The organism is Phocicoccus schoeneichii, from assembly GCF_014635565.1.
GTDB classification, from domain to species: domain Bacteria; phylum Bacillota; class Bacilli; order Staphylococcales; family Salinicoccaceae; genus Phocicoccus; species Phocicoccus schoeneichii.
On sequence record NZ_BMDB01000003.1, the window covers coordinates 43385 to 57446 of the forward strand.

Annotated in this window: 12 protein-coding genes and 1 pseudogene; 2 read left to right on the forward strand and 11 right to left on the reverse strand. The window is 39.3% G+C overall.

The annotated features are described in order from the left end of the window. Positions 1–95 precede the first annotated feature (95 nt). From IEU51_RS06850 to fsa, 11 genes are all read right to left on the reverse strand, one after another. Positions 96–602: a hemerythrin domain-containing protein gene (locus tag IEU51_RS06850; RefSeq protein ID WP_186084675.1), complete on the reverse strand. Its 507-nt coding sequence runs from the start codon at positions 600–602 to the stop codon at positions 96–98. Between the two features lie 13 nt (positions 603–615). Continuing rightward, complete coding sequence (locus IEU51_RS06855; protein ID WP_186084677.1) at positions 616–1263, reverse strand: response regulator transcription factor; 648 nt, start codon at positions 1261–1263, stop codon at positions 616–618. Next, entirely contained in the window at positions 1260–2306 is a 1047-nt protein-coding gene (locus tag IEU51_RS06860) for a sensor histidine kinase (RefSeq protein WP_229713906.1), read from the reverse strand. Before IEU51_RS06860 ends, IEU51_RS06855 begins: the two co-directional genes overlap by 4 nt. Continuing rightward, positions 2287–2751, reverse strand: coding sequence for a GAF domain-containing protein (locus tag IEU51_RS06865; protein WP_186084679.1), 465 nt, complete (start codon positions 2749–2751; stop codon positions 2287–2289). Before IEU51_RS06865 ends, IEU51_RS06860 begins: the two co-directional genes overlap by 20 nt. Positions 2752–2763: 12 nt before the next feature. Then, positions 2764–3438 carry a respiratory nitrate reductase subunit gamma gene (narI, locus tag IEU51_RS06870; RefSeq protein ID WP_186084681.1) on the reverse strand — a complete coding sequence of 225 codons (675 nt, stop codon included), beginning with the start codon at positions 3436–3438 and terminating at the stop codon, positions 2764–2766. Continuing rightward, on the reverse strand, positions 3431–4003 hold the full coding sequence (gene narJ / locus IEU51_RS06875; protein ID WP_186084683.1) for a nitrate reductase molybdenum cofactor assembly chaperone: 573 nt from the start codon (positions 4001–4003) through the stop codon (positions 3431–3433). Before narJ ends, narI begins: the two co-directional genes overlap by 8 nt. Continuing rightward, entirely contained in the window at positions 3996–5549 is a 1554-nt protein-coding gene (narH, locus tag IEU51_RS06880; RefSeq protein WP_186084685.1) for a nitrate reductase subunit beta, read from the reverse strand. Before narH ends, narJ begins: the two co-directional genes overlap by 8 nt. Next, positions 5539–9213 (reverse strand): nitrate reductase subunit alpha, encoded by a 3675-nt coding sequence (locus IEU51_RS06885; protein ID WP_408634890.1) that lies wholly within the window; start codon positions 9211–9213, stop codon positions 5539–5541. Before IEU51_RS06885 ends, narH begins: the two co-directional genes overlap by 11 nt. A gap of 236 nt (positions 9214–9449) precedes the next feature. Beyond that, on the reverse strand, positions 9450–10409 hold the full coding sequence (glpX, locus tag IEU51_RS06890; RefSeq protein WP_186084686.1) for a class II fructose-bisphosphatase: 960 nt from the start codon (positions 10407–10409) through the stop codon (positions 9450–9452). A 173-nt stretch (positions 10410–10582) separates the two neighbouring features. Next, a complete protein-coding gene (locus tag IEU51_RS06895) occupies positions 10583–11842 on the reverse strand; it encodes a UDP-N-acetylglucosamine 1-carboxyvinyltransferase (protein ID WP_186084688.1) in 1260 nt (419 codons plus the stop codon). 26 nt (positions 11843–11868) lie between these two features. Further along, entirely contained in the window at positions 11869–12510 is a 642-nt protein-coding gene (gene fsa / locus IEU51_RS06900) for a fructose-6-phosphate aldolase (protein ID WP_186084690.1), read from the reverse strand. Between the two features lie 152 nt (positions 12511–12662). Between fsa and IEU51_RS06905 the strand changes: the two genes are divergently transcribed. After that, complete coding sequence (locus IEU51_RS06905) at positions 12663–13175, forward strand: DUF2529 family protein (RefSeq protein WP_186084692.1); 513 nt, start codon at positions 12663–12665, stop codon at positions 13173–13175. Continuing rightward, a pseudogene (locus IEU51_RS09300) lies at positions 13168–13707 on the forward strand (3'-5' exonuclease); the annotation flags it as partial. The gene IEU51_RS06905 and the pseudogene IEU51_RS09300, both read left to right, overlap by 8 nt. Between the last annotated feature and the right edge of the window lie 355 nt (positions 13708–14062).

A 14062-nucleotide genomic window follows, 5' to 3' on the forward strand; every position in this document is an offset into this window, starting at 1 on the left:
CTCTTCTCTTAATAATGTGAATTATTTCTCATATATTAATTATAAAAAATGAGTAGGAATAAGCCTATTAGGGAAACGCCTATTTTAGGTCGGGATTACTCGTATATGAGTGTGCTCATCGACTCTAAAAGAATTTCTTCGTCTTTAATTTTTAAGACTTTTTCTGCAATAGTAAAGAGCACGCTCTCTTCCTTGTACATGTGGACCATCAAGATTTCAAAGCCTTCGTTTAAATCTGTAAGAAGTGCATGTATTTCATCTACAGTCTTATCCGGCGTCGCATGACTCATAAAGTGCTCAAAATACTGATTCATTTCGTCATGTTCTGCTTCAATTGTAATGACTGGTCCTTGGGATGTACCGACGTATGCACCAAGTACTGGGAAGAGGAATTTTTCCTCCTTTTCCTGATGTTTTTTTAGTACTGATAAAAACACGTGCATCTTTTCGCGGATTGTCTTTATCTTTAATGCAAGTGCCATGATCTGGTTTAGTTCTCTCGCTTCTTCTAGATCATTAAACCAATCGTTCATTAAGTGACGTATGAGCATGTGCTCATTCTCAACGATTCTAAGTGCCTTGACTTTAGTTGAAAATTTCATATTAGAACACTCCTTATAAATCCATGAGCTTTTTCTTAATCGCATAATCCACAAGTTCAGGTCTGCTCTTGAATCCTAACTTGCTCATGATTCGAGACTTATGTGCTTCTACAGTTTTTACAGAAATAAATAGTTTTTCCGAAATATCCTTATTCCCGTAACCTCTAGCAACAAGTGGCAAAATTTCCAGTTCTCTTTTAGTCAAAATCTTAAATGGATCGCTTGTCTCATTACCGTCAGTAGGATTGATAAGTTCATTCACTAAAGTGCTCGCGAGCTTCGGATCTATATACGTTCCACCGTTATGTACCATACGAATCGCTGAAACGAGCTCTTCGTCTGGAGAATTCTTAAGTATATAACCATTTGCACCACTCTTTAATAGGTAAAATAGATACTCGTCGTCATCAAACATCGTGAGTATCAATATTTTAGTGTCAGGGAATGCTTCTTTAATTTTTCCAGTCGCAATTAACCCCGACTCTCCTGGTGGCATACTGATGTCTAAGAGAAGGACATCTGGCTCATGTTTTGCTACCATCTGAAACGCTTCTCTACCATCCGCAGCAGTTGCGACGACTTCCATGTCTTCCTGAAAATTCAGTATCATGGAAAACCCTGATCTAACGACTGCATGGTCATCTGCTATTACAATTCTCATGATTTCACTCCTAACGGAATCGTAAGGGAAATCTCCGTCCCTTTACCGAGTTCGCTGTGAATGTCTACGATGCCGTTTACGATTTCACTGCGTTCTTTCATACCATATAGACCAAGTCCTGTACCTTTTGGTGTATCATCCAACAGGAATCCATCACCTTGGTCTTCAATAGATACATTTAATGTGTTGCCTAAACTTTCTTTAATTACGCTGACAAAAATTTTTTCAGAATTAGAATACTTAACTGCGTTATGCATCGCTTCTTGAATCACGCGATAGACAGTCGTTTCGATTTCACTTGTGTATCTCTCATCTTTGATGTTTGTGTGGAATTCCACATCTACACCAAAGTTTTGTTCAGTCATTTTTATATGTGATCTAAGTGCTGCAGACAATCCAAGATCATCTAAAGATGAAGGTCTAAGCTCTAATGAAATACGTCTGATGTCATCCATGAGACGTGCCATTGTGCCTTCCATCAATTCGAGTTGTTTGTCCATAGATTTTTCGCCTTGGTACTTTAGTAATCTAAAGTCAACCATGACATTTAATAACTCTTGAACAACACTGTCATGCAGCTCTCTAGATACACGTTTTCTTTCGTTTTCTTGGGCATTAATAATTTTTTTAGTGATATTTTTCTGATGTAGGATTTCTTGTGTTTTAATTTGTTCGGAAATGTTTTGTAATGTGAGTACTTTTAGTTGTTCTCTGCCACTGAGTTCAACAATACTACCTGAATAAGGTACAACCGTATTGTTTTTATCTCTCATAAATACCTGGAATGTGCCATCAATGTTTGAAGGAGATACTGCAAAACAGTTTTTACATGTTATCTGTGCGTCTGGCGACGTAAATCCTGTACAGATCGTACATAGTGACTTTGTAATTTCCAATTTATTATATTGATTATGAAGTACGCTCTGTGCTGCATTATTCATCTTAATGATTTGATTAAATCGATTTAAGATTAAAATCATTTCATCCGTTTCGTCAAAATACTGCTTCATAAATGCATCAATATCAACCTTTTGTGTTTTCAAAATTAATCACATCCTCAGGATAAAAAGGGCCAAAACCAGTTTCCAGAAGCTTTTCTACATCTGCTTCAATCGTTTCAGTTAGTGGTGTATGATTACGATTTGCAAAAAGTAATACAGCAACAACTTTGTTGTATTTCCATAGTGGTTCCGCAAGGAAAGAAGTCAGATTTTCAAATTTAATAATCGGGAATTTATACGTGTATTCACCAACATCCGTTTTTGAAATATCTCTATCAATCCATTTGCGCCCTGTTTTCATTACAACTCCAGCGACACCAGAGTCACGTCTTAAATGAATGCGTTTATAGCGCTCATTTAAATTTCCACAGACATATTTCCACGTGACATCTTGTTCACTTTTTAAATTTGATGGTAACGCAAGACCAACAAAATCGACGCCCATATCCTTTTGCAATTGTTTTACTGCACTTTCATAATCAAACATTCAAAAGCCCTCTTATCTATGTTTTCTATAGATGATATAACTTCTTCCTACGTAGTTTACTGGAACACTCCATACGTGTACCAAGCGTGTATACGGCCAAAGTCCAATAATCAAAAATCCAGTAAGGACGTGAAGTTGGAACGATAAAGGCACGGTATTCATGAAGACTGCATCTGGACTAAAAACTAAGAGTCCTCTAAACCAGACCGAAATCGTTTCACGGTAATCGAAGTCAGGCACAGCAATAGTTGTAAAGAATGTTGCGTATACTCCTATGAATACAATAAATAACAGTAATAAGTTTACGATAATATCAGAAACTGAAGATAACTTTCTTACTGCTTTTACACTTAATCTACGGTAAGTCAGAAGTATCATACCGATTAATGTTATTATACCAAAAAAACCGCCACCGAATGCTGCTCCGAGATGATAGAGATGATCACTGATGCCAAGTGCTCTCGTCCATTCTTTTGGTACACCGAGTCCAACGACGTGACCTAAGAATACAGGTACGATACCAATGTGGAACATCAAGCTACCGTATTTCAATGTTTTCTTCTCAATAAACTCAGACGATTTCGCTGTCCAGTTAAATTGGTCATATCTAAATCTAAAGATATGTCCAATTATAAAACTAAATATACAGAGGTAAGGGAAGATGACCCATAGTAATTGACTAACCATTGGCGATAACCTCATTTCTTATGAGGCATGCCTTACATGTCTCGCGTATCGCTACGATGAGATTGTAATATGGGCTCTTCATCTCCTCTAACTGTTTCATCAGTCCGTAAGTACCGTCTTCAATGACCATAAGTAAGAAACCTAAGCTCTCTCTTGCTCTATCGTCACCGCGCCAATCAGCAGCGTAGACGAATTCACACATCAGCGGAAGAAAATCTGATAATTCACCGTCCGGCATTTGTAAACCAAACATTTCATAAAGCACTTTTAGTTTCGCAAGCATCTGTCCACGCTCTTTTGAATCTTCAAACTGCACGTAAGTCATGTAGAGTGTTGTTTTCTTTTCAAAGTCAAACGTGTACGTATAGACTTGTTGGATTTCTTCTAAGCTGATATCATGCATGTCTTTCCAGTAATGAGAAACTGCTTCATAAGCAGGGTGAGATGGTGTAAATACACCATCAAATTCCCTAGGATGAAAACTCAGTTTCTCTGGATATACAAGCTGACTCGTAAAGAATCCAAATGTCTTTTTAAGTTCATATAATTTCTCTAAGTTAATCACGCCAAATCCCTCCATAGAAGTTATCTTGGTAAATATCTTTTGTTGATTTACCCGGAGTTACTGGCATACACCCATCACAGTCTGCACCGAATAATTGTGACGTACCATAACCTTCCGAACCTTGTGCACGGTAAGGATCCATGTATCCTTCTTTATGTGAAGTTGGTATTACAAAACGGTCTTCATACTTCGCAATTGCGAGTAATCGGTACATTTGTTTTACAGCTTCAGGTGTCATACCTACTCTATCTAATCGACTAAGGTCATAGTCTTTACCTGCGCTAATCGCACGCATGTAACTTCTCATCATTGCCATGCGTTGTAGTGATTTTTTAACTGGTTCTACGTCTCCAGCTGTTAACATATTTGCAAGATACTCAAGTGGTGTTCTCATTTCTTCAATTGCAGGGAAAATTAAATCAGGGTTTTTGATTGAATCTTTACCTTCAAATAAGTTCATGATTGGGCTAAGTGGTGGGCAGTACCAAACCATTGGTAATGTTCTGTACTCTGGGTGTAATGGAAATGCTAATTTGTATTCAATCGCAAGTTTATACACTGGTGAGTTTTGTGCTGCTTTAATCCACTCATATGAGATACCATCTTTTTCAGCTTGAGCAATAACTTCTGGATCGTTTGGATCTAAGAATAAGTCAAGTTGTGATTGATATAAATCTTTTGGATTTTCTACTGTTGCTGCTTCTAGAACTTTATCTGCATCGTATAAAAGTACACCAAGGTAACGCATACGACCTGTACAAGTTTCAGAACATACAGTTGGGATTCCCGCTTCAACTCTTGGGAAACAGAAGTGACATTTTTCAGCCTTGTTTGTTTGCCAGTTGAAGTAAACTTTTTTGTAAGGACAACCTGTCATACAGTATCTCCAACCACGACATGCGTCTTGGTCTACAAGTACGATTCCGTCTTCATCACGTTTGTACATCGCACCACTTGGGCAACTCGCTACACATGATGGGTTAAGACAGTGTTCACATAGTCTTGGTAAATAAGTCATGAAAGTCTGTTCGTAGTTGAACATGATTTCTTCTTCAATTTTTTGAATGTTAGGGTCTTTAGGTCCAGTGATATGACCACCTGCCAGTTGGTCATCCCAGTTAGGACCCCACTCTAAGTCCATTTTTTCTCCAGTGATTACTGATTCAGCACGTGCTACAGGTGAATGTTCACCTGATTTTGCTGTTGTTAAATGGCTGTAGTTATATGTCCATGGTTCGTAGTAGTCTTTCAATTCAGGCATGTCTGGGTTATAGAAAATTTTACCTAGAGCAATTTTTGACATTTTCGTACCTGATTTCAGTTCGAGTTTACCGTTCTTACCGAGTACCCAACCACCTTTGTATTTCTCTTGGTCTTCCCAGCGGTGTGGATATCCCATTCCAGGACGTGTTTCAACGTTGTTGAACCACATATATTCTGCACCTGGACGGTTTGTCCATGTGTTTTTACAAGTCACACTACACGTGTGACACCCGATACATTTGTCTAGATTGAGCACCATTGCAACTTGAGCTTTAATCTTCAAGCCAATCGACCTCCTTCATTTTTCTGACAGCTACGTATACGTCTCTTTGGTTTCCGATAGGTCCGTAATAGTTAAAGCCGTAGCTGACTTGCGCGTATCCACCCACGAGTTGTGTTGGCTTTAAGTGGATTCTTGTTGGCGCGTTATGTGATCCTCCGCGTGTATCTGTAAGCTCAGATCCTGGCGTTTGGATGTGTTTATCTTGTGCGTGATACATGAACATCGTGCCGCGTGGCATTCTATGTGATACAACTGCACGCGCTGTTACTACACCGTTACGGTTATAAACTTCTAACCAGTCATTGTCGCCTATATTATGTGCTTCTGCATCTTCGTTTGAAAGCCAAACTGTTGGACCTCCGCGGAAGAGTGTTAACATGTGTAAGTTATCTTGGTAAGTTGAGTGAATGTTCCACTTACCGTGTGGTGTTAAGTAACGAAGTACTAAACTATCTACGCCGCCTTTAACTTGTTGGTCTTTTGGACCAAATACCATCGGTGGTAATGTTGGTTTATACACCGGTAGTGATTCACCGAACTGTTGGAATACTTCATGGTCGATATAATAACTCTGACGACCTGTGAGTGTTCTAAATGGTACAAGTCTCTCGATGTTTGTAGTAAATGGTGAGTAACGTTTACTGCCTTTATTTGATCCTGAGAATACGGCTGTTGGAATCACTTCACGTGGTTGTGCGGTAATTGCTTGGAACGTAATACGTTCTGCTGCACGGTCACTTGAAATATCCATTAATTCCATGCCAGTCGTTTCTTCTAAGCTCTTATATGATTTCTGTGAAACTGCACCATTTGTTGCGCTCGATACGTTTAAGATTACGTCTGCTACTTGTTTGGCAGTTTCAATTTTTGGACGACCATTTTTTAGAGTATCATCGTAGTGCGTTCCAACGATATTTTGTAACTCATCAAACTGTTCTTTGACGCTGAACGCGACACCGTGTGCCCCTACTTTACCTTCACGCATTAATGGACCAACTGATACAAACTTGTTGTAAATTTCTTTGTAATCACGTTCTACCACTGTGAAGTTTGGCATCGTCTTACCTGGGATCGCTTCAATCTCGCTTTTTGTCCAGTCTTTAACGATTCCGTAAGTTGTAGCAATTTCGTTTGGTGTGTCGTGCATAAGTGGCGTTGTAACTACGTCTTTATATGTTTCTGGTAAGTAGTCTGTTGCCATTTCAGAGAATGTTTCTGATAAGTTCTTAAAGATGTCCCAGTCACTTCGTGCTTCCCATAACGGGTTAACCGCTGGGTTGAACGGATGGACGAATGGGTGCATGTCTGTTGATGATAAGTCATGTTTTTCGTACCATGTTGCTGCCGGTAAAATTACGTCTGAATAAAGTGGTGTTGCTGTCATTCTGAAGTCTAGAGATACGAGTAAATCAAGTTTCCCTTCTACTTCATCACGCCATACAATCTCATCTGGACGTTCGCTGTCGTTTTCTTTAGCTAGTAATCCGTCCTTAGTTCCAAGCAAGTGTTTCATGAAGTACTCTTGCCCTTTGGCAGAAGATGAAATTAGGTTTGAACGCCATACGAATAATGTACGTGGGAAATTCTTTTCGTTATCTGGATCTTCTACAGAGAACTTCGTTTCACGATTCTTCACTGAATTTACAGCGTGTTCTAAAATCGCTTCATCACTAAAGTCTCCCTTATCCTTCATTTCTTCGCCGAAGAGAAGACTGTTTTTATCGAACTGAGGATATGAAGGTAACCAGCCAAGTCTTGCTGCCGTCACGTTATAATCCGCAGGGTGCGTGTGCTTTAAGTCCTTAGCAAGCGGTGATTTTAACTTATCGACACCAGACTCTTCGTATTTCCATTGGTCTGTTGCGAAGTAGAACCAGCTTGTTGCGTTTTGCTGACGACTTGTTGGATGCCAGTCACGACCGAATGCTAGGTTTGACCATCCTTCAATTGGACGTAATTTTTCTTGTCCAACATAGTGTGCCCAACCCCCACCATTTTTACCTTGAGTACCACATAATGTTACGAGGTTTAAAATTGAACGGTAGATCGTATCTGAGTTGAACCAGTGGTTGATACCAGCACCCATGATGATCATAGAGCGACCATTTGTGTCTACAGATGTTTGTGCGAACTCACGACCGATTTGTGTAACGAGATCTGCTTTTACACCTGTCACACTTTCTTGCCAAGCTGGTGTGTAGATGCTGTCTCTATCGTCATAACCTTTGGCTTCATGTTCAGTGTTAAAACGATTCACACCATATTGTGAAAGCATAAGGTCATATACTGTTGCTACTTTGACTTCTCTACCGTTCTTTAAAGTTATAGTCTTTGTTGCGATTGGACGCTTGAACGTGCCGTTTCCATCATTGTTGAAGTACGGGAACACCATTTCAGTCACTTCGTGATTCATACCTTTAACTGTCATCGCTGGCGCAATTTTAGTACCGTCTTCAGTCTCAAGTTTCAAATTCCATTTCTTGCCCTCTTCCCAGCGTTGACCCATCGTACCGTTTGGAACGACAATTTGTTCTGTCGTTTCATCGATTAACACAGGTTTCCATTCACCGTTTACGCTTGTTTCTTTAAGGTCTGATTCACGTAGGAAACGTCCGGCTTTATATGTGTCTTCATGCTTGTCGAGCATGATTAGGAATGGCATATCTGTATATTGTTTTGCATAGTCGATAAACATCGGTTCTTTACGTTTTTCATAGAACTCATCTAAGATGACATGTGTCATTGCTTGTGCCAGTGCTGCGTCTGTTCCAGGATGTGGTGCAACCCAGTTGTCTGCAAACTTTACGTTTTCTGCGTAGTCTGGTGCTACTGAAACAACTTTCGCACCTTTGTAACGTACTTCTGTCATAAAGTGAGCGTCTGGTGTACGTGTTAATGGCACGTTTGAACCCCACATGATGATGTACTGTGCGTTGTACCAGTCTGATGATTCAGGTACATCCGTTTGCTCACCCCAAATTTGTGGTGAAGCTGGTGGTAAATCTGCGTACCAGTCATAGAATGACAACATTTCTCCACCGAGTAATGAAATCATTCGTGCACCTGATGCGTAGCTGACCATACTCATTGCTGGAATTGGTGTAAATCCTGCAATTCTATCTGGACCATACTTTTGAATTGTATAAATCATTTGAGCAGAAATGAGTCGGTTGACGTCTCGCCAGTTTGCTCTAACAAGACCACCCATTCCGCGCTTACTCTTATATGCTTTAGATTTCTCTGGGTCTTCAACAATCGAGGCCCATGCAGCAACTGGATGCCCATGTTCTTCTAATGCTTCTTGCCACATGTTCCATAAGACACCTCTGACATAAGGAAATCTAATTCTTAGTGGACTATATTGATACCAAGAGAATGACGCACCACGTGGACACCCACGAGGCTCGAATTCTGGCATATCCGGTCCACATGACGGATAGTCTATTTGTTGATTTTCCCATGTAATAATTCCGTTTTTAACGAATACTTTCCATGAGCATGAACCTGTACAGTTTACCCCGTGAGTCGTACGTACAACCTTGTCATGACTCCAACGTTCGCGATACATCTTTTCCCATTCACGACTTTTACTTTCGAGAACTGACCAGTTACCATTGAACTTTTCAGTGGGCGTAAAAAATCTGAGTCCTGTTCCAATAACCATATACATTACTCCTTTACTAAAGCTTAAACACTTATTAATTAAAATTATGAATGATTTAATAAAAGTCCGACATTAGGGAATTGCCTATATCTATAGGGGAAATGCCTAAGTTGTGATATTTTTCACTTAAAGTCGCATAATCTCAACATTATTAAGATAAAAACTCGTATGATTAATCATTAAAATAGACAAATAAAAAAGAGACCTAATAAATAGGTCTCTTAAATATTAAAATCTTATAGAATCATTTTAGGTTTTTTTACCATTGAGTGACGTCCTTTAACGAAACGCACTGTGCCTGACTTCGCCCTCATTACGAGACTTTCAGTTTCAACATGATCTCCTTTGAACTGTACACCTTTCATGAGTTCTCCATCAGTTACTGCTGTTGCAGCAAAGATTGCGTCGTCACCTTTAACGAGTTCGTCTAAAAGGAATTTTTTCTCTGGGTCTACACCCATTTCTTTACAACGTGCTGTCTCCTCATCAGTCATTGGTAATAGACGTCCTTGGAAGTCTCCACCTAATGCTTTGATCCCAACAGCAGCAAGTACACCTTCTGGTGCACCACCTGAACCAAACATGATATCTACACCTGTATAGTCAAAGCATGTGTTAATTGCAGCAGCTACGTCACCATTTTCTACGAATTTAATACGTGCACCGATACGACGTGCTTCGTCAATAATATGTTGGTTACGATCACGCTTTAATAAAGTAACTGTAACGTCTTCAATATTTTTATTTTTCGCTTTCGCAACAGCACGAATATTATCTTCAACTGAGCTATCTAAATCAACGAGTCCTTTCGCTTCTGGTCCAACCGCGATTTTATCCATATACATGTCTGGTGCATGTAAAAGATTTCCTTTGTCTGCAATCGCAATAACAGTAAGCGCGTTCCAGCCACCTTCAGCAACGATTGTCGTACCTTCTAATGGGTCAACTGCGATGTCGATCTCTGGACCATCTTTAGTCCCAAGCTCTTCACCGATGTAAAGCATAGGTGCTTCGTCCATTTCACCTTCACCAATTACGACTGTACCATTCATTGGAATAGTATCGAAAACGTTACGCATTGCAGTTGTCGCAGCGTCGTCCGCTTCATTCTTTAATCCTTTACCAACCCACTTCGCACTCTCTAGTGCGGCAGCTTCAGTCACCCTTACGAGTTCCATAGATAGACTTCGTTCCATTTAAACGCCTCCTGAAAATTTCTCATGTTTATTATATCACAGTGAAAAACACATACGCATTAAAAATCATGAGTTATTGAAAGCCATTGCACATTTTTTGAATTATTTTAGAATCCATAAAAAGACATTCAATATATATGAAAAAAGAGACACATATCGTGTCTCTCAAAAAATCATTTCGTCACAAGTTCAATATCTGCACCGAGCGAATTAAGTTTGTCAATTATACCTGAGTACCCACGCATCACGTGATGAATGTTATGAATCGTTGTTGTACCTTCTGCAATTAAACCGGCAGCAACGAGACAGAATCCTGCACGTAAATCACTTGCATAAACTTCTGCACCTGTCAGTTTTGATTGTTCAATAAAGACAGCCCCACTGCGCTGTTCTAATCGAGCATTCATGCGAGAAAGTTCGTCGATATGACGGAATCTTGCTGGATACACTGTTTCAGATACCTTTGAAGTACCATTCGCTTGCATGAGCAGTGGTGTAATCGGTTGTTGTAAGTCAGTTGGGAACCCGGGATATACTTGGGTTTTTATTTCAACAGGATTGTAGTCTGTACCACTGTTAATCACAACCTCGTCGTCATCGATTGTGAAGTCTACACCGATTTCCTCTAATTTAGAGAACAGTGACTCTAAGTGTTCTGGAATAATATTTTTCACTTTAAAATCCTTACCCACTAACGCACCAACAGAAATATAAGATCCTGCTTCGATGCGGTCAGGAATAATTGTATGAGACGTGCCGTGTAATGATTCTACACCTTCGATACGAATCGTTTCCGTACCTGCACCACGAATGTTTGCACCCATCTTGTTTAGAAGTGTCGCAACATCCACAATTTCTGGTTCACGTGCAACGTTTTCTAAAATTGTGCGCCCTTTTGCCATTGTTGCAGCAAGCATTACGTTAATTGTGGCACCGACAGAAACAACGTCAAAGAATATTTTTGCACCAGAAAGGTTTTCTCCAGATAAATGCATAACCCCATGTTCATTTGTGACCTCAACACCGAGTGCCTCGAACCCCTTGATGTGTTGATCGATTGGTCTCGGACCTAAATGGCATCCTCCCGGTAAACCAATTGCTACTTTTTTAAATCGTGCGAGCATTGCGCCCATCATGTAATACGATGCACGTAATGATTGTACTTTATCGTTTGGTAGAGGTGTATTATGTGCGTTTTCAGCATTCACTGTAAGCACATCACCATCAATACTCGCGTCAATATCCAAGTCTTTTAAGAGACTTACAAGTGTTGCGACGTCTGAAATATCTGGAATTCCTTCAAGTTCAACCGTACCACTCTTGGCCATGAGTGAAGCTGGAATCAGCGCAACCGCACTGTTCTTTGCACCACTAATTTTGACTTCGCCAGTAAGAGTATTGCCACCTCTAATTTTAATTACTTCATCTGCCATTACTTCACTCCCAATCGTTAACAGATTTATTTATTATTCCAATCTGCTAAAAATTGTTCAATCCCTTTATCTGTTAAAGGATGGTTCGTCAATTTTTTAATGACAGCGTATGGAATCGTCGCGATATCTGCTCCAGCAAGCGCCGCTCCATGAACGTGTCCTTCATTACGGATAGATGCTGCAATGATTTCAGTATCAATGTCATGAATCAAAAAGATATCAGCGATATCAGAAATTAATTGCATACCTTCTAAACCGATGTCGTCTAAACGACCAATAAATGGTGACACATAAGTTGCGCCAGCGCGTGCCGCTGTTAATGCTTGTACTGTATTAAATACGAGCGTTACGTTAGTTTTAATTCCCTCTTTTGATAAAACAGAAACAGCCTTCATACCTTCAGCTGTCATTGGGATTTTAACAACGATGTGCTCATGTAATTTCGCAAGTTCACGGCCTTCTTCAATCATGCCATCCGCTTCAAGTGAGATAACTTCTCCACTTACTGGTCCGCCAACAAGCTCACAAATTTCTACTAATCTATCGTGAAAAGAGATGTTTTTCTCTTTTGCTACGAGTGACGGGTTTGTCGTAACTCCTGCGAGTACGCCCCACTCATTAATTTCAGTAATTTCTTCCATATTTGCTGTATCAATAAAATATTTCATGATATAAAGACTCCTTTAGTTTATCTATATCAATTATAATTAAATTTCGTAACAATTCAAATATAACAGTACATAGCATATGCTTTCATTGCACGAGAGAACAACTGTTTGATAGTATAAATATAATCTAAAGAATCAGGATGAGTATAACAATGGACAAAATTTTACAAACACAAATGACAAATGTATATAACAAAATTTTCGATCAGGCTGAAGAGATTGAAATTGCTGCACGTTTACTCGCACAAGCAGTTGGTACTGACGGAAATATTTTATTGAAGACATTTCATGACTTCAGATATATAGAGACTTTACTAATTGAAGGTGAAGAGTCACTCCCAGATATCAAATCGTTTGAAACGATTCAAAATGTGACAACACCAGACCGTATTTTAGTAGTAGCTAAGGATTTTGATGACGATGTTAAAACATTCATTCAAGAATTAGAAGATAAAGACATGGACTACTGTTTAATTTGTAATAAAAATAAAGAAGACGCGGAAACTTTAGAAAGTATATTTCACTTCATCGACTTAGCGAGCACACGCAAACTCGTACCGACTGCAGATTTTGACCGTATCATTAACCCATACGTATCTGCTCTATTATTTATTTACTACAACCTATATATCTTTATAGATGAAATGACGGCTGACGATGAGTAATCAGTTCATAGCTCTAGACTTTGAAACGGCGAATTCTAGTCCCGCATCGATTTGTAGTGTCGGTATGGTCAAAGTCATAGACAAACATATGACGGAAACGTTCTACACACTCGTCGACCCAGAAGCAAGATTTTCTGAAGGCAATATTAGAGTTCATGGTATTACACCTGAAGACGTAAAGGATGCACCGACATTTGAAGACGTCTTTCCATACATGATGAACTTCATTGGAGACTTACCCGTTGTCGCACACAACGCAAACTTTGATATGAAGGTGTTATATGCGTCTTTAGAACGCTATGAAAAAGAAATTCCACCCATACAATACTTCTGTTCTGTGCAAATGGGACGACGAACAGTACAAAACCACAGTTACTCTCTAAAAAATATGATGCAGTATTACAACATCGACTTTAAAGGGCACCACCACGCGCTTAATGATGCAAAAGCTGCTGCCATGATCACTTATCGATTACTCGAACATTATCCATCCCTAGAAGACTATCTAAAATCACACAAGAAATACTTACGTACTATGAAAAATAATAAGAGTAAAAGCGCTGCGATGAGTCAGTATAACGATGCACTCTTACAAATTAAACCTACTGAAGACGTGACAGATGACACGCATCCATTTTTTGATAAAAAGATTGCGATATCAGGTACTTTATTTTTAAAACGTAAAGAACTCGTTCAATATATTGTGAATAACGGTGGAACCTACACAATTAACGACGATATGGATATACTTATTCATGGTAAAAATCGTGGTAATACGCCAAGTAAGAAAGAACAAATTGTTAGAAATAAACTCGCAATGGGTAAAGATATAGTACTTATAAATAATGAAAAGCTGAAACGTTTGATTGAGTTTTATGATTCATTGT